This is a genomic window from Gemmiger qucibialis, assembly GCF_027689445.1.
In the GTDB taxonomy this organism is placed as follows: domain Bacteria; phylum Bacillota; class Clostridia; order Oscillospirales; family Ruminococcaceae; genus Gemmiger; species Gemmiger qucibialis.
On the sequence record NZ_JAQFEN010000014.1, the window covers coordinates 4,545 to 21,132 of the forward strand.

Genomic DNA, 16,588 nt, shown 5'->3' on the forward strand with positions numbered 1-16,588 from the left:
AAGGGGTTGGCTCCGGTGATCGGGAACTGGTTCATATTCTCCATCATCAGCGTCAGCAGCTCTGCGCTGCCCTCGACCTTGACGGCCTTTGCAACTGTTTCCTGATTGTTGGTCAGGATCGCAAACAGCGCATTCTTCAGACAGGTAATAGACACGTCCGCATCATCAGACAATGTATCCGCATAGACCAGCAGCACACCATTCTTCACGCGGAGCATGTGCTGTTCGCCCACGTCAGGCAGGATCACGTTCATGGTGAAGTCGCGGTCAGCCAGCGCCTGCTTGTCCATGACAATGGCCATATAGTCAAACAGCATGGGCGCGGAGAGGGCCTTGACCATGTCGCCGGTAGATTTGGTGGAAGCGGTGAAATTGGCGTTTCCATGGCGCAGCTCCTGCGCGGCGGTCAGATATTCGTTGCGCCACGGACCGGACTCCGCCTGATACCCCAGCTGCTCCAGTGCATCGGCGCACAGAAGCCGTGCATCGGTGTTCGTCGGGTCGGCAAAGACGATGGTGTTTGTGACCTCGGCGACCCACTGATATTCACCCTTGTCAAAATCCGCCTTTGCCATTTGCAGGACCTTGTCAACATCCCCCAAGTACTCCACCCATTTTTTTGCGCTGTCGCTTGGCATGAGGGGGTTCAGGTTGACAGGGTTGCTGTCATACCATCCCATGAACTTCTGGTAGACCGCCTTGGCGTTGTGGGCGACCGTCCCGTAGTACTGGCGGGTGTACCAGATTTTATTGAGCACCTCCGGCAGCTCGATCATGTTGGAGATCTCGTCGCTGGTGTAGCCCTGATTGATATAGGTCAGAGTCTGGTCGTTAATGAACTTATACACGGCAGCCGTGTTGACCATGTAGTCGTTCACCACGTTGTTTCCCCAATGCGGCCAGTTGTGGGACTGGAAGGTTACCTCCGCGTCCTTGCCGTAAAGGGAAATGGCCTCGGTGATATAGCTTGCCCATGCCGCGCCGTCGCGCACCTCCGCGCCGCGCAGCGTGTAGAGATTGTGGAGCGTGCCGGTGCAGTTTTCCGCCATCCAAAGCGCCTTGTACTGGGGCAGCCACGTGTTCATTTCGGCGGGCGCTTCCGTACCCGGCGTGAGCTGGAACTCCAGCTCCACACCGTCGATCGTCAGCTTTTCGCCGGACTGCGTGATTTCATAGCTGGGCGTCATGAACGAGACCGTTCCGGTGGACTGTCCCATGCCGATGCCCTGCGCCAGCTTGCCGGTCACGCCGGGCGTCAGCAGGATACCGTACTGATAATTGCTGCGGCGGCCCATACCCTTACCGGCGTAGACGTTTTCCTTCACAGAGTGCTCCGTGAAGCCCACAGGTGTGATCACGGGGATCTTGCCGCTGGCGAGCTGATCTTCAATAGAAAGTGTCTCGTCTGCCTTATCCTCTTTCGCCATCACGCCGGCGATGCCGCCAAAATGGTCGGCGTGGGAATGAGAGATGATGACGGCCTTGACCGGGAATTCACCAAGATTCTTTTCGATTAGCTGCATGGCAGCCTGACTGCACTCCACGCTCATCAGCGTGTCAAAGACGATCCAGCCGGTATCACCCTTGACAACGGTGAGATTTGCCATGTCATAGCCGCGGACCTGATAGATGCCATCCGTCACTTCAAAAAGACCATAGGCATGGTTGTTCTTCGTGTTCTCCCAGAGGCTGGGATTTACGCTGTCAGGCGCTTTTTCATAATCGTCCAGGAACGCATAGGCTTCCTGACTCCAGAGAATCGTCCCATCCTCGTCCTTTAGTTCCAGTGTTTCCGGCGCGTCGATCAGTCCACGGGTGGCGAATTCATATTCCTGCTTATCATCGAAGTCAAGTTCATCGTAGACGGCGGCATTTGCCTTTGCCGTAAAGTCTGTGGCGGGCTTGACCTCGGCGGTCAGACCCAGGTCTGCCTTTTCCGCGTCCGGCTCTTTGCTCCCATCCTGCGCACAGCCGACGCAGGAAAGCAGCAGTACCGATACAAGAAGCATTGCTGCAATACGTTTCATAGCCGTTCTTTTTCCATCTCCTTATTGTTCGCGGATAACAGGCGGCTGCCAGCTATCCAGTGCTGTCATATCCGGTACATAGATCCGCATGAACAGATGAAATTCCCCGTCGGAAACAGGCAGCCAGTTAGGGGTGTCTTCCGGCGCATCCTTGGACAGGATAATATCCAATGTGCCGTCCGCATTCAGCTTGAAGTCGGAGCGGTCGTTGATGCAGTAGCGGTCGATGGAATTGTCAATGAGGAAATCATCCTCTCCGTAGGCGGTCACGGACCAGAAGCCGCCCTCCAGCGTGGGAGGAAGGGTTTCAAAGTGGAGCGTATACTTCTTTTCTCCGGTCAGCGCTGCGCCGGTCTCATCCACCGCTGTCTTGGGATAGATTGCCACGTCCACGGTGTTGGCGCCAAGCCCCACCAGCGCTACCATCGCGCGGTAGGTATACTCCGTGCCGAAGTCGCCGATGGGCTTGCCGTAATAGATCCACTGACCGAGTTTCTGCGCATACTTCGCGCCGTCGGCGGCAAGCGTGGCGCGAAGCCCCTGAAGCATCTGCGTCCAGCGCTCGGCAGCTCCTTCGCCCAGGAGAGCGGCGTCGAAGGTCTTACCCGCGCCCACGTTGATGGCGGAGAGTTTCTTCAGCAGTTCCTTATCCGCATCGGCGGGCGGGTTGACCTGCATCAGAGCGTTCGCCGTATTGAAAAACTCTGCTGGCGTCATGGAAAGCACCTTGTTCACGGGAACAAAGTCATTTTCCTCTTTATAAGCTCCCTGCGGTGCGGCATACTCGCCTCCCTGTATATAAGCCGAAAGAGGCAGGAGCTGCATCTGCTCCTGAATGGCATAGACATTGGGCAGATCCTCGTTCCCGGACAGCACCGTGCGGGTGATCGACCACACCGTTGCGGTGGGCACGTCCACGCGCGTCACACCGTCGGGCAGCTCGCCCTCCCAGCCGGGAAGCGCAATGGCATAAGCACCCGCCTTGTCCAGCACGGCGGCGGTGTTCGTCCACGCATCCAGAAGCTGCACATTGCAGAAGCGATCCGTTTCCGGCAGGACGTAGACCATAGGCTCTGTGCTGATGTCAAGCCATGCCTGCGAATAGACGGTATCGACGTTCGGCGTCACGACGGTGCGGAAAGAGGCGTCCGCCAGCTTTTTTACATGGTTGAACTGATTGATGGGCGCACGGCCAGTCATGGTCCCGTCCGTATTGGTCGATAATGTTTTGGTTGCGTCGGTCAGCACCAGCGGGAACGCATAGATGTATGCCTCACTGACCGTTTCCCACACGGTTTCAGTATCCAATGTATCCGGCTGCGTTTTTTCGGCAGAGCAGGCGGAAAGAAGTCCGCAGGAAAGCAGTGTAAGCAGCGATAGTAGAATTGCAAGTATCTTTTTCATGTTGTCCTCCTATGATTCTTTTCTGCTTTGGTCATCTTCACGGAACGGTTTGTGCGTATGGATTGACTATGAAGTCGTTTGTGATTTTCTCTTTATGGTAAACTATCGATTATTCCGCCCCTTTCTTTCTGCAAGCCTTGAAAGCTCTTTTTTGACTGCTTCGATTTGTGGGTCAAACAGCGCTCGCTCGGCAAAGATCATATAATTGTTGATGGCAAGGATCGACAGATGAACGAACGGCGCAACCTCTTCGTCGGTGCAGCCGAGGATCTCCGCAATCCTGCCCGTGTAATAAGGGTATCTTGCCGCAAGCCGCACAAGGGAAGGCTTTACTTTTTCTCCGTATTCGCGCGACACACATACGCTGACCAGAAAGCGCATGGTAGGCGACATTTTATCCGCCAGCTCACCGAGATGATCCATCATGCTTTTGACGTCACTAATATCTTCAAACACGATGGCAAACGCAGCTTTTTCAATTCGACTGATCGCTTCCTCGGCGCAGGCAAGAACGATTTCCTCTTTGGTGGAGAAGTAATAGTAGATGCCGCCGTTTTGCAGCTTTGCCGCCCTACAGAGATCCTTTGTGGTGGTAACGGTCAGCCCCTTTTCGACAAAGCAGCCAAGGCAGACGCCTACAAGCTCCTGTCTCTTTTCAGCTTTCTTTTCTTCCCTCAAAACACAATTCCCCCCATTTCTGTGCAATATCCAGTATTTCTTATAATAGCATATCAGGCTTCATAAAATAAATCAAGCGATTGCTTGAATAAAAGCTATAAATTTTTAGGATCACAATGCCTGATCAAACATCACAATAGCCTTTTTCAGCAGCCGCACCTCCGGCAAGCTCTGGATGTACCGAATCGCCGTCCTTGCAAAGATATTGGACTTTATCGTGTCCCACTCCGCCAGCCAGACGATCTCCGCTGTGCCGGTTGCAAAGTCAAATCTGATCTCTCCCCATTCGCCGTCGTTGTCTACCTGATATAGGTAGACAGCGGCGGCTATTTTTTGTTCCTTTTGCGGCATTCGGTCTGCTTCAGCGTCACGGCATGGACAAGCCTGCTTTCAAGCAGCTTGTCAAGCGTCCGCCGGTAGAATCGCTCCGCGCCACTGGCGGTTGTACCCTCGAAATCCACCGCCAAGTCCTCAAAGGTAGACTGCGTGGACAAAGGGCTGACACGTCCACAGGTCATGCAGAGGCTTTCGCCGCCGACAGTTGCTCTGATCTGCTGGTTTTCCTTCTTGACATGAACAATGCTCCCTTCGTGATTGACAGTATTTTTATTTCACTGTCTCTCATAAAGGGAGCATATCAATCAGAAACGGGGGTGATTTTGTAGTTTTTTGACAGCTTTCCTTGAGTCTTACTTTACAAGTACAACGGAAATTTTGATTTCCTTTTCCGTCTCGCTCAGGTCGAACGCGCCGCCGTCCGCGACACTCACACGCAGCTCATACAGTGTGCCATCGGACAGGGTATCCACGGCAGCGCCTGTCTCATCCGTGATCGACCACAGCTCATTGCCGACCTCCGCCAGCTTTCCGTCTGCACCGTAGGCATAGAGCTTCAGCCCGGCGGTGTCCCCGGAAAGGTTGTTCATCCGGAACGAGACCGTCGTGTTGGGATGAACATTTTCGACCGTCACAGTATTGCGCCAGCTGGCGACCGTGCCGTCACCGCCGTCCTGCTCAAACTGTTCCTGTGTCAGTACGTTCCGCGCGGCCTTATCGAGATCGACCTTGCGGTAGGGCATTTCGGGAAGATACACAAAGCGGTCCTGCAAGCACAGCAGCTCCAGATAGCCCGTCGGGCAGTAGAGCGCGTTGCCGCTGTTTCCGGCATACATACCGATAGCCATGTTATTGTAGCCATATTTGTTGGAGACGTCCATGGTGAATACCGTCTCGCCGGTGGCAAAGTCCAGAATGATGTACTGCCACATGCCGCTTTCCAGATCCTGCACATAGCCGTAGATATAGCCCGTCGCGGTGGAGAGCTTGAGAATCGATGTATCGCTCAGGTCATTTCGAGACCAGATGCTCTTCATCTCATAGCCGGAATCGGTTTTCACGGTGTCCACGCGCTCGACGCCGGGCGCGATCATGCAGTTGCCCTTTGTCAGCCAGTTTGTGTCATAGATGTTGGCATAGCTCTGGATGGAGGAATCGCTGTCGGGATCGGCAAGGCCTGCGCTGCCTGCGCCGAACCAGTTGCAGACAATCGTGCTGACGGTGCCCTCACTGTCATCATAGACGATGGCAGAGTTTTCAACCGCTACCTGATAGCCCTCAGGCAGATCATCCAGAACCGGCATGCTTGCAACGATCTCACCGGTCTTCATATCGAGCGCCAGCAGCTTGACGGGATCCGCGTTGTCGGTGAACATCACAAGATCCGGCGTCAGCGACGGGGAGCAGCCGCCGCCCCAGGCAAGACCGCCGCCGGTGGTCTTGTCACCCTCGCCGCTCACCTTTGCGCCTGCACTCTCATACGGCGTGCACCACACAACGTCTACGCCTTCTTCTGCGCGCAGAAGATAGCAGTTCTGGTTGGTCAGGATCACTGCACCGTCTTTGGAGGCGGCGATGCCGTTTTCCGCGCCCTCACCGGGGGTCAGCTCGTGGACAAAGACAGCCTTGGAAAGGTCTGCCTGCTCTCCGTTTAGGATCGCCTCGATCGCCGAGTGGGCTATGTAGCCGAGCACGCCCTGCTGCTCACGCTCGGGATAGATGCGGAAGCCGCCGGTGGCAAACCAGAGGTTGCCGTCGTAGTCAAAGACCACGGAAAGAAGATTCTGCGTCAGCTCCTTGCCGAGCGCAGCTTCGGCTGCCGCCTTGATGTCAATGTCCAGTACCTTTTCAAACTCCGGCAGGACGTTTCCTGCTTCATCGGTTGCCCGCAGCATCAGCACATGGTTGTTGCTGGTGGGGCAGACGATGCGGTTTTCCGAGTCAAGGAACGTGTAGGAGCTCTGGATGACGTAACCACCGCCGTCGTGCTGCTTCGGAGAGAAATAGCCAAGAGTCTTCGTCTCTTCGGCATTCAGATCGCGGATGGCGATGCCGCCGAGCAGCGGAACGACTGCGTGGCCGTAGCTGTCAAAGTAAATGGCAGGCGAAGCGTTCGCGTTGGTTTTTTCATAGGAAACATTGATCTCCGGATAGATGCCAAGCGGCAGGACTTCATCCGTAGAGTCGGTATTGTAGCCGTCATGGTGAATGTTGGCGTCGCTCTTTGCCATATAAGGGTTTTCGTCAACACGTTTGGCATTCATGGCCTTTACCGGCAGGGCAGCGCTTACCGCGGAGTCTGTATCCGATGCAGGCATGTCGGAAGACTGCTTCGCACCGCAGGCCGCCAATGTCAGGCACAACACACCGGCCAGCAGAAGGGCTGGTACAGAACATTGTAACTTTTTCTTTTTCATTGATATCCTCCATTTTTGTGCTTGTTGTCTCGGTTTGGTTCGATGCCCGTTTATTCAATCCAGGCATTCAGTCCTCGCTGGAATGCTTCCTCGGAAACCGGCTCCAGCAGGAAATAGTCTGCCCGCAGCCGGAAGGCGTGAAGGGAGAAATCCAAGTCGCTGCACCAGATCATCCGGCACGCGGGGCATAAGGAGCGAAGATGTTCCGCTGCATTCAGTCCTGCCACTCCGGAAAGTGCAATGACGGTATTGGTTGGAGCATCTTTCTGCGCCGTTTCAAAAAAGCGTTCCTGGTCGTCATATTGCATGACCTGCGGAAACAGCCCCTTCGCTTCACAAAACCGGGTAATTTGCTCGGCGTAGCGCTGCCGCTCTGCTTCCTGTTCTGCCAGCACGGCAATACGATACACAGATTTCCCTCCTTTCTTCATCCGATTTGGCATTTTGCTTGTGCTCAGTATAAAAAGGCCATTCGGTTTTTTCAAGTGCCGTAGCACGAAAGGGGCGATTTTGGCACGAATTCCGACAGCGGTTCTTTGTCATCCTCGACACGCTGTGATATAATTATCTTGGAATTCAAGCACAAGGAGAGGACCCTGCATGAGAATTGCGATTGTGGATGATCTTGCTGCGGAACGTGCACTGCTGAAAGACCGGCTGGAGCAGCAGCTTCACCGGAGAAATGTGCAGGCGGATATTCTGGAATACGAAAGCGGCGAGACATTTCTGGAAGCGGCAAGGAAAGCGCCCTTTACTGCCGCATTTCTGGATATTTATATGGATGGCATGACGGGCATGGAGGCGGCAAAGAAGCTACGGAAAACCAACACAGACTGCCTGCTGGTTTTTACCACGACCTCGACCGACCATGCGCTGGAGGGCTTTCAGGTACGGGCGCTGCACTATCTGGTCAAGCCCTTTACCGAAGCGGACATCGATGCGCTGACGGACGAGCTGCTTGCCCACATACCGCAGCCGGACAAATATATGGAGCTAAAGGTGGAGGGAAGCGAGATCCATCTGCGCTATCAGGACATCGTCTACGCAGAACACTTCGCCCACTTGATCTACGTCCATACGACGGTTCAAAGGACGCTTGCCACACGCCAACCCTTCAAGACTTTCATCGCACCACTAAAGGATGACACACGCTTTTTTGTGTGCGGGCGCGGCGTAATCGTGAATCTGGAACACGCGAAGGATCTGGAAGACGCCGCCTTCCGCATGACGGACGGAAGCCGCGTGTTTGTCAGTCAGGACCTTCTGAAAAGCGCCCGGCAGGCGCTTATGGAGTTCTTGCTTCAAAGGAGGCGGATGGCATAATGGAGCTGCTGCGTCCAATTCTGGAGCTCGGCGTGGTGATTCCCGGCATGCTGCTTGCCTACTTCCCGGCAAAATCCAGCTTAAAGCAGCCGCTGTCAAAGCTTGTTTTGTGGCTTGTTCCACTGCTTGCGCTGCTTTGCGCCGCCGGAGGCGGGGTGTGCTATGCGCGCCGCATGCCGACTGTGCCGATGCTTGCAGGCCTAACCTTGCTTGCAGTCGTGATCTACATAAAAACGCTCCGGATTTCGCTTTGGAAATCCGGAACGATTGCGTTGTCCGTCTGTGCGGTATTTGCCTGTATCAACAGCCTTTCAAGAGCGATTAACGCCGCTATGCTGGCCGGTTTGCCGCAGGCGCAGGCTGCGCCGTGGCTCTGCCTGCGATCTGCGATTTGCTATCATGCGATCTGCTGGCTGTTTGCCGCCATCGCCTATTATCCTGCGACGCACAGCGTGCGGAGAATGGTCGAGGATGAAAATTTGGCGCAGACATGGTATGTGTTTTGGGTGCTGCCGCTGGTGTTCATTGCGCTGAATCTGTTTATGATCCCCAAGTATGCGGACACACTCTATACCGGGCGTGTTTTGCAGGGGTATTTTGTGATCAGTATCACACTTTTGTTTTTGATGCTTTTCTTCAACGCAATCTTCCTTCTGATGGCGATCAGCATCAACCGGAATGTGAGATTGCAGCAGGAGAACCAGCTGCTTTCCATGCAGCAGCAGCGCTACGAAAGCCTGAAAGCTGCCATTGAGGAAGCCCGGCAGGCGCGGCACGATCTGCGCCACCAGCTATGTCAGCTCGCTGCCCTTGCAGAAGAAGGGAATCTTGAAAAGATCAAAGCCTATCTCTCCGGTGCGGTTTCCAGAATTCCAAGTCTTGAAATGCACTTCTGCGAAAACCGGGCGGCAGACAGCGTGGTTGGGTATTACTGCGCACTTGCGAAGCGGGAGCAGATCCCATTTTCCGTGCAGCTCGATCTGCCGGAATGTCTTCCTGTAGACGAGATCGATCTGTGCCTGGTTCTCTCGAATCTGCTGGAAAATGCGCTGGAAGCCAGCCTGCGTACTGCGCCTGCCCGACGCAGAATCGAGCTGACCGCCTGTCTGCATGGAAACAGTCTGGCCCTGATTCAGGTTGAAAACACCTATGACGGAGTCATCCGCGAAAAAGGTGGCGTATTCCAGTCCTCCAAGCGAAAAGGAGACGGCGTCGGACTTCAGTCCGTCCGTCACATCGCAGAAAAATCCAGTGGGGTGAGTACGGTTACCTATCAGGACGGCCTGTTCTGTGTAAAGGTCATGCTCTGCGGGTAATTATGCCCTGCCTTTCCAAAACGGCACGGTCACAGATTTCAGCAGTCCCGCTTCCGGAAATCCCTGTATGTACCGGATCGCCGTTTTTGCAAAGACGATAGATTTCACTGTGTCCCAATCTGCCAGTTTTACTATCTCGGCTGTGCCGTTCTCAAAGTCAAACCGCAGCTCGCCCCACTCGCCATCGTTGTCTACCAGATATTCGTAGACAGCAGCGGTAATCGTTTCACCTGTTTTCCAGCGCTCCGTCTGCCGCAGAGAGATCGTGTGTGAGGAATTGCCGTTCGATTCTTTTGCCGCTTTCGTCAGAGGGAGCGGTCTTTCCAGAACGTCCATCTCAAACGGCACGACCACGGATTTCAGCAGCCTCGCTTCCGGTAAGCACTGAACAAACCGGATCGCCGTATTTGCAAAGATGTTAGATTTTACCGTATCCCAATCCGCCAGCCTGACGATCTCCGCTGTGCCGTTTTCAAAATCGAACCGAATTTCGCCCCATTCGCCGTCGTTGTCCGCCTGATATTGGTAGACAGCGGCGGCTATTCTTTTGTTCTTTTTTCGCATATCGGTTTGTTTCAGTGTCACGGTATGGATCACACCGCTTTCCAGCAGCTTCAGCCGTAGCTTGTCTAATGTGCGCCGATAGAATCGCTCCGCACCGCTGGCTGTCGTTCCTTCAAAATCCACCGCTAAATCTTCAAAGGTGGACTGCGTGGACAAGGGGCTGACGCGCCCGCAGGTCATGCAGATGGCGTTCCGCTTTTCCAGATACCATTGCTCTTTGTAGGAAAGCTGCTCAAACGCTGCCGTGACCGCCTTTGCCTGTATTCCGTTCCATAGGATTTCGGCGTAGTTCCAGCTATCGTCGCGCGTCACATCCTCGCCGGTTTCTTCGCCGTCCTCGTCCTGCTCCGTGCGGTAGAGGGAAACAATGCTGCGGTTGCGCTGGCCAATGGTCAGCAGCTCATCTGCGGATACGCTATCGTCCTTGTACCCGCTTTGAGCGGCAAACTCGGAAACGATCTCTGCGCGACTCTTGCTTGAACCGTTGTAGATTGCGCCGATCTGGCGTACACGCCGGTACTCTGCAAGACTGGCAAAGGAACCGGCTTCTCCCATCATACGGCAGAACAGCAGCCCGTCCTGAATATAATGTTTCGCGTATTTCAGGAATTCTGTTTCCTGCGCCGGGTCGAACCTCGGCAGGCAAAACAGCAGCATTTGCAAGATTTCCAGCTTGTAGTCCAGAAAACGCGCCGGGTCGTAGCGGTCAATTCCGCTACGGGTGAGAAACCGGTAAATCACGCTGTTCAGACGCTTTTCAAAGTGGTGCAGGAAGAAGGAAAAGTATGCAAGGTCTTTGTGACGGACAGCTTCGCATATGTAGTCGTTCAGCTCCATTTGCGGCGGTTCCGGGTCAAGCTGAAAGACGTTCCGGACTTCGCGCATGGTCAGGCTGTCCTCATTGGCGAACGGCACTTTGGACGCATAACCGGACAGTTCCCATGTGTAGCCCGCAAGCTGTGCCGGTATCAGTTTGTCACGGTTATCCTCCATGTCTGCACCTCTTCCATCCTGGATTTTGATTACCGCTTCCTATTCGCTTTCGCTTCTGCCAACAAAGCCGCCTGCTCCATTTCGGCGGCGTAGCTGCCCTGCGCATAGTCATTGTCTTGCAGCGCCTTTTCCAGCTTGCTTTTTGCAAGTGCTTTCATCACGGCGGCAGTCTGCTCGTCCAGCGTGCCGCGCCCAAGATACTGCGTGATCGTGTTGAACCGCTTTGTATAGATTTTCTTGATGGGATGATCTGCGGCAAGCTCCCGCTGCTCCCGTCCACGAAGATTCCCGACTTGACGGCAGGTGCGCCCGCGTTTGTCTCCGGGAGCCAGACCGTCACAGTACTTGGCATATCTTGCGTCAGTGGTCAGAAACCATTTTCCGCAGACGGCGCATTTCCTCGGCGCGTGTCCGACGCATAGACCCTCGTACAGATCGGAGCGGAACATAGACACGAAAGACATATAGTGCATCCGGCGCATGAGCTGCGGCGCGTCTTGAGCGGAGCGGACGGCAGACACATATTGAATTGTTGTGTTGGAAAATGCCTGCCATGACTTGTCATCCAGCGACAGCTTCGGCTGTCCGGAGAATATCCTGCCAAATACCTGCGCATAGCCGTCCGGAGTCCGCTTCCCCTTATGCAGCTCGTCTGCAAACGCCGTCATACCGCTTTTGTAGTTGCGAATGGTGGCAGGGAGCTCCTCCGCAAGGGTGATGATCTTCGTTATGCCAACGCCCTGCCTGAACTGTTCGTTGAAGGTGGCCAGCAGCCCAACCACGGCGGCAGCCTGCACATAGGCAAGGGTATTCTGAATCCCTTCCTCCGAGAAGATATGCTCCACACGCCCGTTGTAATAAGCAGCGTCGGCACGGGAAAACGGCGGTGTATCCTTCGCAAGCTGTATCATATGCAGAACACTGCCCTTGGCAGGACGAAGCAACTCGGCAGTCAGATTGTTCTCTTTGATTGCCGCGACGATCTTCTGCAAGGGAATACTTGCCTGTGCCAGCTTTTCCCTCAGCGTATCCGGGATGTTCAGAGCTTCACAGCCAATGGTGCCACCGGGTACGGTCTTGCCCTCGTAGGTCACGCTGTCCTGCCAGTAGTCCAGCGTCAGCAGATTGTGGTCAATGATTGGTGTAGCCATGCGCTTCCTCCTGTCACGTTTTTTTAATTATACCATGCAAATATGAACACGAAAAGACCTGTCATGTTTTTTGAAATGAACTTGTCATGCCATCCGCCTGTCCGCAAAGAATCTGAACATAAAACAGACAGAGAGGTGAAGAAACAGCCTCTTGAATCTATTTTACGGAGGATACAGCATGAACCTTTTTCAAACCGTCAAATATGACGTGAGCTGTCGGGAAGCTGCGGAACGGTATGGGGTATCTGTCAATCGGCAGGGCAAAGCCCTCTGCCCCTTTCATAACGACCGCCATCCCAGCCTATACGTGGCAGACGATCATTATTATTGTTTTGCCTGTGGCGCACATGGGGATATGATCGGCTTTGCCGCCAACTTTTTTGGTTTGCCGATTTACGAAGCTGCCCAGCGGCTTGCAGCAGACTTCGGCATTGACACGGACAGACCGCCGACAAAGGAAATCCTTGAAAAACGCAGACAGCAAACAGAAGCACAGCAGCTCATGGAAAACGAGCGGCTGTGCTTTGCTGTTCTGTCCGATTATGCCCGTGTGATGCGGGACTGGAAGGTGCGGTATGCGCCGCAGTCACCTGACGAGCCTGTTCACGCACGGTTCATGGAAGCCTGTCACAAGCTCGATGAAACGGAATATTATCTGGACATTCTGTGCGCAGGTGATTCTCACGAACGTGCCGAGGTGGTCAGTTATCTGCTTGCAGATGGTCGGTTGGACAAGCTCAAGGAAAAAATCAATGGGAGGGATGCAGCGTGAACAAGAAGTATGCCGGGCTGGATATTCCAGCATGGTTCGATGGCAAAGACATCAATGAGGCTGCTTTTTGCCGGGAATTTCTATCAAAGAACAAGCTCATCTATGCGGACAACGCATTTTTCACATCGGACGGACGGCTGACAGACCCGCTGCTGCTGAAAGAGAAAATCTACGCCGAGCTGGAGTGCTGCGCCGCAAGGAACATTCCACGCACCATTTCCAACATCGTGGAGATCATGAAGCTGGCAGCTCACACGGGGAGTTTTCCGCCAAAGCCGGATGAAATTCATGTGCAGAACGGGACGCTCCGCACTGACGGCAGTTTCCTTTTGCCCTCTCATGCGCCATCGGAGTATGCAGACCGTGAAACCCTCTGGAACGCGGTGGAGAAAGCCGAACGCGGAAAGAAAGCGCAGCTTGCGTACAGCTTTGACATTGCCTTGCAGAGCGAGTTTTCCATGCAGGAGAATATCGCTCTGGCAAGGCAATTTTTGTTGGAGAACTTTGTGAGCCGAGGGATGGTGGTGGACTTTGCTGTTCATTCTCCCGACAAGGAGGACGTCGGCATTTTCAATCCGCACTTTCATGTCATGTGTCCCATTCGCCCTTTGGACGAACACGGCAGATGGGGCAACAAGCAGCGGCGGGAATATGTGCTGGACGAGCATGGTGAGCGCATCCGGGATGAGGCAGGCAACTATGTATTCAACGCTGTGCCGACCACCGATTGGGGCAGTCCTGAAACCTTGGAGCATTGGCGGCAGGCGTGGGCTGATCTGTGCAACGCGAAGTTTTCGGAGAAAGATTTGGATTGCCGGATCGACCACCGCAGCTATGAACGACAAGGCATTGAACAGATTCCTACCGTCCACGAGGGACCGTCTGTCCGAGCAATGGAAGCGAAGGGCATCCGCACCGACAAGGGCGACTTCAACCGCTGGGTTCGCAAAACCAACGCCATGCTGCGGGAAGTAAAGAATAAAATCGCCTCTTTGCTGAAATGGCTGAAAGCGGTTAAGGAAGAACTCTCCAAGCCGCAGCCGCCCATGCTGAACGATCTGCTGATGACCTATTACAATAACCGTAATAAAGGCGCATACAGCACAAAAGCCAAGATAGCCAACTTACAGCGGTATGCGGATACGTTCCGCTTTTGCAGGCGAAGCAGCTTTTTACCACCGATGATCTGGATACCGCGCTCCATTCCATGCAGAACAGCATTAGCGCAATGAAAGCGTCTGCCGGGGAAAAGCAATCCCGCATCAAGGAACTGGACGAGCTGCTGCGCATGGCACAGTATTATGTCGATGGAAAACCGGTTGCGGATAAGCTGGGAAGTATCCGTTTTGAAAAATCCAGACAGAAATACAAGTCGGAGCATGACGATACGCTGCGGACGTTCTACATGGATCAGCTCTCTTTTTTGATTTTATTGAGTGCCGCATTCAACTGTTGCACATCTGCGGGGGTGATGGACTTTGCAACCTGCTTCAGAATGGAGCGCAAAGATGTGCGTGCCATCTGACGTTCCATCTCCGGCGGCATTTTTACATTTTTTGCAACATCCCCATAGGCGTTGGATGCCTTAACCATAAGGGAAGAAAGAAGCTTGCTGGCAGCAGGAGATTTCTGCAGAGTCTCCATTGAGTCCATAATGGAGTAATAGCCCTCTTTCATAAGCTCTTCCGGCTTATCGAACCAGTTTTCGACTTGCCCCTCGGCGCGGTAGGTCGGGTCGGGTTTGTCTGCCTTCGTGATTGTCATGCAGTCGGTGCAGCTGCCCGCCACGGCCTTGATTTCGTGCGTGCCGGAGATGGGCACGATAAACTTAAAAATCTTGTCGCCGTCCTGCGCGGCAAACTCTTTGCCGTCCACAAACAGCGTGACGCGGGGCTGGTTGGAGTAGACCTTGATTTCCGTCTGGCTCTCGGTGCGGTGGACGTAGCGGCGTCCGCAGAGATGCACAAACGGGTCGCTGCTCAAATATGCCTTATAAATAAAGTAAGCGTCCTTCTTCGTCTTGCGGTCGAAGGTCACAAGACCCTTCTGGTTTTGACCGGGCTTGCCGCCCTCACCGCGACCGTCCGCGCCGAAGTCGAAGCCGTTCCAGACGTGCATCGCCCAGATGTAAGGGCGCTCCGACCACATTTTGAGCATATGCTCGTGGTAGACGGCTTGGTAGCTTTCCGACCAGTCGCCGCGCTCCGGGCGGGCGCTCTGGTAGGCGGGGTTTGCGTCCGCGCCGAACTCCGACAGACCGATGACGCGGTCGGGGTGGTTTTTGTGGAACGTGTCAAAAAATTCATCGTTCTGCTGCAATTCACCCAAGTACCAGCCGTAGTAGAGATTATAACTGCAAATATCGGGCAGCTGCACAAACGAGTCGTTGGGGTCCAACATAAAAGCGTGCGCCATTGTGGTGGGGCGGGTGGCGTCCAGGCGATGGCAGAGGTCGTTCAGAAGGCGATGGTTCGCCGTCAGGTCTTCTGTTACGCCGGTAGTGACGGTAATCTCATTGGATAAGCCCCAGCAGATAATGGACGGATGGTTGTAGTTTTGCAGCACCAGTTCTTCCATTTGGCTCAGCGTGTTGGCGGTGGCTTCGGGCATATGCTCGGTGATGTAGGGAATCTCTGCCCACGCGACAAGACCGTACTTATCGCATAGATCGTAGAAATACTGCGCGTGCTGGTAGTGGGCAAGGCGCACGGTGTTGGCGCCCATATCCCGCAAAATCTGCATATCTTCCTCATGCTCAGCGGCGGTCAGCGCATTGCCGATCCCTGCGCGGTCCTGATGCCGCGCTGCGCCCACAAGGCGGACATTTCTGCCGTTGAGCCAGAAGCCTGTATCGGGTTTGGAATCAATTTTTCGGCAGCCGAAGTTGACCGCCACGGCGTCACCGTCGGGCAGAGAAGCGGCGATGCTGTACAGATACGGGTCCGCCACGCCGTCCCACAGGTGGACGTTTTCCATGTGGAACACGGTCACAGCTTTGCCGCCCTGCACGGCGGCGGTCTGCTCCCCGACACCCTCGATGGCAAACAGCACCTCGGTGCCGTCGGGGGTGTTCTCACAGGTGGCTTCCACCGTGACGGCGGCACTGTGCAAATCGTCAGACATCTCCGGCGTCACGCGCAGGGCGGGCGCACCGTGGTTACCCAGCGCAAAGTGACTGTGCGGTACAATAAGGATATGTACATCACGGTAAAGCCCGCCATAGAAGGTAAAGTCCGCTTTCTGCGGGTACACCGTGCGGTTGGCGCTGTTGTCCACGGTCACAGTCAGCGTGTTCTGCGCAGCCAGCGCGGGGGTCAGGTTGACGCGGAAGGTGGAATAGCCGCCCGCGTGGCGGGTCAGCTGCTGGTCGTTCAAGGTGACGACTGCCGTCATGGCGGCACCCTCAAATTCCAGCCAGACCTCCTCATCGTCGGCGTGTGCGGGGGCGGCAAATTCCTTGGTATAGGTGCAGGTCCCGCGGAAGTAATCGTTGCCGCCGTCGGTGCCGTCGGCGGCGTTCCATGTGTGGGGCAGGGTCACAGCCACCGGTGCCGCGCCGGGTTTTGTGAACTGCCAATGGGAATTGAAATTCAATGTGCTGCGCATA

14 protein-coding genes are annotated in these 16,588 nt (G+C 54.7%); 4 read left to right on the forward strand and 10 right to left on the reverse strand.

Annotation, left to right across the window (positions count from 1 at the left end; genetic code table 11):
- The 7 genes from PG062_RS13890 to PG062_RS13920 all read right to left on the reverse strand — a co-directional run.
- Positions 1–2,027 (reverse strand): alkyl/aryl-sulfatase (locus PG062_RS13890; RefSeq protein ID WP_270752690.1); only part of this gene is annotated, 2,027 nt, incomplete at its 3' end.
- A 21-nt stretch (positions 2,028–2,048) separates the two neighbouring features.
- Complete coding sequence (locus tag PG062_RS13895; protein WP_270752691.1) at positions 2,049–3,431, reverse strand: DUF1254 domain-containing protein; 1,383 nt, start codon at positions 3,429–3,431, stop codon at positions 2,049–2,051.
- A 102-nt stretch (positions 3,432–3,533) separates the two neighbouring features.
- Positions 3,534–4,109 (reverse strand): TetR/AcrR family transcriptional regulator, encoded by a 576-nt coding sequence (locus tag PG062_RS13900; protein WP_270752693.1) that lies wholly within the window; start codon positions 4,107–4,109, stop codon positions 3,534–3,536.
- Between the two features lie 111 nt (positions 4,110–4,220).
- Positions 4,221–4,460 (reverse strand): hypothetical protein, encoded by a 240-nt coding sequence (locus PG062_RS13905; RefSeq protein ID WP_270752694.1) that lies wholly within the window; start codon positions 4,458–4,460, stop codon positions 4,221–4,223.
- The gene (locus tag PG062_RS13910) at positions 4,436–4,627 is read right to left on the reverse strand and encodes a hypothetical protein (protein WP_270752695.1); all 192 of its coding nucleotides are present in this window, start codon (positions 4,625–4,627) and stop codon (positions 4,436–4,438) included. Before PG062_RS13910 ends, PG062_RS13905 begins: the two co-directional genes overlap by 25 nt.
- A 171-nt stretch (positions 4,628–4,798) precedes the next feature.
- The gene (locus tag PG062_RS13915; protein WP_270752696.1) at positions 4,799–6,862 is read right to left on the reverse strand and encodes a PQQ-binding-like beta-propeller repeat protein; all 2,064 of its coding nucleotides are present in this window, start codon (positions 6,860–6,862) and stop codon (positions 4,799–4,801) included.
- A gap of 50 nt (positions 6,863–6,912) precedes the next feature.
- Positions 6,913–7,272: a response regulator gene (locus PG062_RS13920; protein ID WP_333559429.1), complete on the reverse strand. Its 360-nt coding sequence runs from the start codon at positions 7,270–7,272 to the stop codon at positions 6,913–6,915.
- A 190-nt stretch (positions 7,273–7,462) separates the two neighbouring features.
- Between PG062_RS13920 and PG062_RS13925 the strand changes: the two genes are divergently transcribed.
- Together PG062_RS13925 and PG062_RS13930 are read left to right on the forward strand one after the other, a co-directional pair.
- Positions 7,463–8,185, forward strand: a complete 723-nt coding sequence (locus tag PG062_RS13925) for a LytR/AlgR family response regulator transcription factor (protein WP_270752697.1) — start codon at positions 7,463–7,465, stop codon at positions 8,183–8,185.
- A 47-nt stretch (positions 8,186–8,232) separates the two neighbouring features.
- Positions 8,233–9,501, forward strand: coding sequence for a sensor histidine kinase (locus PG062_RS13930; protein ID WP_333559432.1), 1,269 nt, complete (start codon positions 8,233–8,235; stop codon positions 9,499–9,501).
- Here PG062_RS13930 and PG062_RS13935 read toward each other — a convergent pair whose 3' ends face one another.
- Both PG062_RS13935 and PG062_RS13940 read right to left on the reverse strand, forming a co-directional pair.
- Positions 9,502–11,058, reverse strand: a complete 1,557-nt coding sequence (locus tag PG062_RS13935) for a hypothetical protein (protein ID WP_270752698.1) — start codon at positions 11,056–11,058, stop codon at positions 9,502–9,504.
- Positions 11,059–11,087: 29 nt separating this feature from the next.
- Positions 11,088–12,209 (reverse strand): DUF6076 domain-containing protein, encoded by a 1,122-nt coding sequence (locus tag PG062_RS13940; RefSeq protein ID WP_270752699.1) that lies wholly within the window; start codon positions 12,207–12,209, stop codon positions 11,088–11,090.
- Between the two features lie 178 nt (positions 12,210–12,387).
- On the opposite strand from PG062_RS13940, the gene PG062_RS13945 reads away from it, so the two are divergent.
- Positions 12,388–12,981 (forward strand): CHC2 zinc finger domain-containing protein, encoded by a 594-nt coding sequence (locus PG062_RS13945; RefSeq protein WP_270752700.1) that lies wholly within the window; start codon positions 12,388–12,390, stop codon positions 12,979–12,981.
- Positions 12,978–14,213 (forward strand): MobA/MobL family protein, encoded by a 1,236-nt coding sequence (locus PG062_RS13950; RefSeq protein ID WP_270752701.1) that lies wholly within the window; start codon positions 12,978–12,980, stop codon positions 14,211–14,213. The genes PG062_RS13945 and PG062_RS13950 overlap by 4 nt, the downstream gene beginning before the upstream one ends.
- A gap of 178 nt (positions 14,214–14,391) precedes the next feature.
- Here PG062_RS13950 and PG062_RS13955 read toward each other — a convergent pair whose 3' ends face one another.
- Positions 14,392–16,587 (reverse strand): glycoside hydrolase family 2 protein, encoded by a 2,196-nt coding sequence (locus PG062_RS13955; RefSeq protein ID WP_270752702.1) that lies wholly within the window; start codon positions 16,585–16,587, stop codon positions 14,392–14,394.
- Position 16,588: the final 1 nt, after the last annotated feature.

What these genes read in the sequence shown, in the direction of transcription:
- PG062_RS13895 (WP_270752691.1), bottom strand. Translation starts at nt 3,431, where the DNA reads ATGAAAAAGATACTTGCAATTCTACTATCGCTGCTTACACTGCTTTCC.
- PG062_RS13905 (WP_270752694.1), bottom strand. Translation starts at nt 4,460, where the DNA reads ATGCCGCAAAAGGAACAAAAAATAGCCGCCGCTGTCTACCTATATCAG.
- PG062_RS13910 (WP_270752695.1), bottom strand. Translation starts at nt 4,627, where the DNA reads ATGACCTGTGGACGTGTCAGCCCTTTGTCCACGCAGTCTACCTTTGAG.
- PG062_RS13915 (WP_270752696.1), bottom strand. Translation starts at nt 6,862, where the DNA reads ATGAAAAAGAAAAAGTTACAATGTTCTGTACCAGCCCTTCTGCTGGCC.
- PG062_RS13925 (WP_270752697.1), top strand. Translation starts at nt 7,463, where the DNA reads ATGAGAATTGCGATTGTGGATGATCTTGCTGCGGAACGTGCACTGCTG.
- PG062_RS13930 (WP_333559432.1), top strand. Translation starts at nt 8,233, where the DNA reads ATGCTGCTTGCCTACTTCCCGGCAAAATCCAGCTTAAAGCAGCCGCTG.
- PG062_RS13935 (WP_270752698.1), bottom strand. Translation starts at nt 11,058, where the DNA reads ATGGAGGATAACCGTGACAAACTGATACCGGCACAGCTTGCGGGCTAC.
- PG062_RS13940 (WP_270752699.1), bottom strand. Translation starts at nt 12,209, where the DNA reads ATGGCTACACCAATCATTGACCACAATCTGCTGACGCTGGACTACTGG.
- PG062_RS13945 (WP_270752700.1), top strand. Translation starts at nt 12,388, where the DNA reads ATGAACCTTTTTCAAACCGTCAAATATGACGTGAGCTGTCGGGAAGCT.
- PG062_RS13955 (WP_270752702.1), bottom strand. Translation starts at nt 16,587, where the DNA reads ATGCGCAGCACATTGAATTTCAATTCCCATTGGCAGTTCACAAAACCC.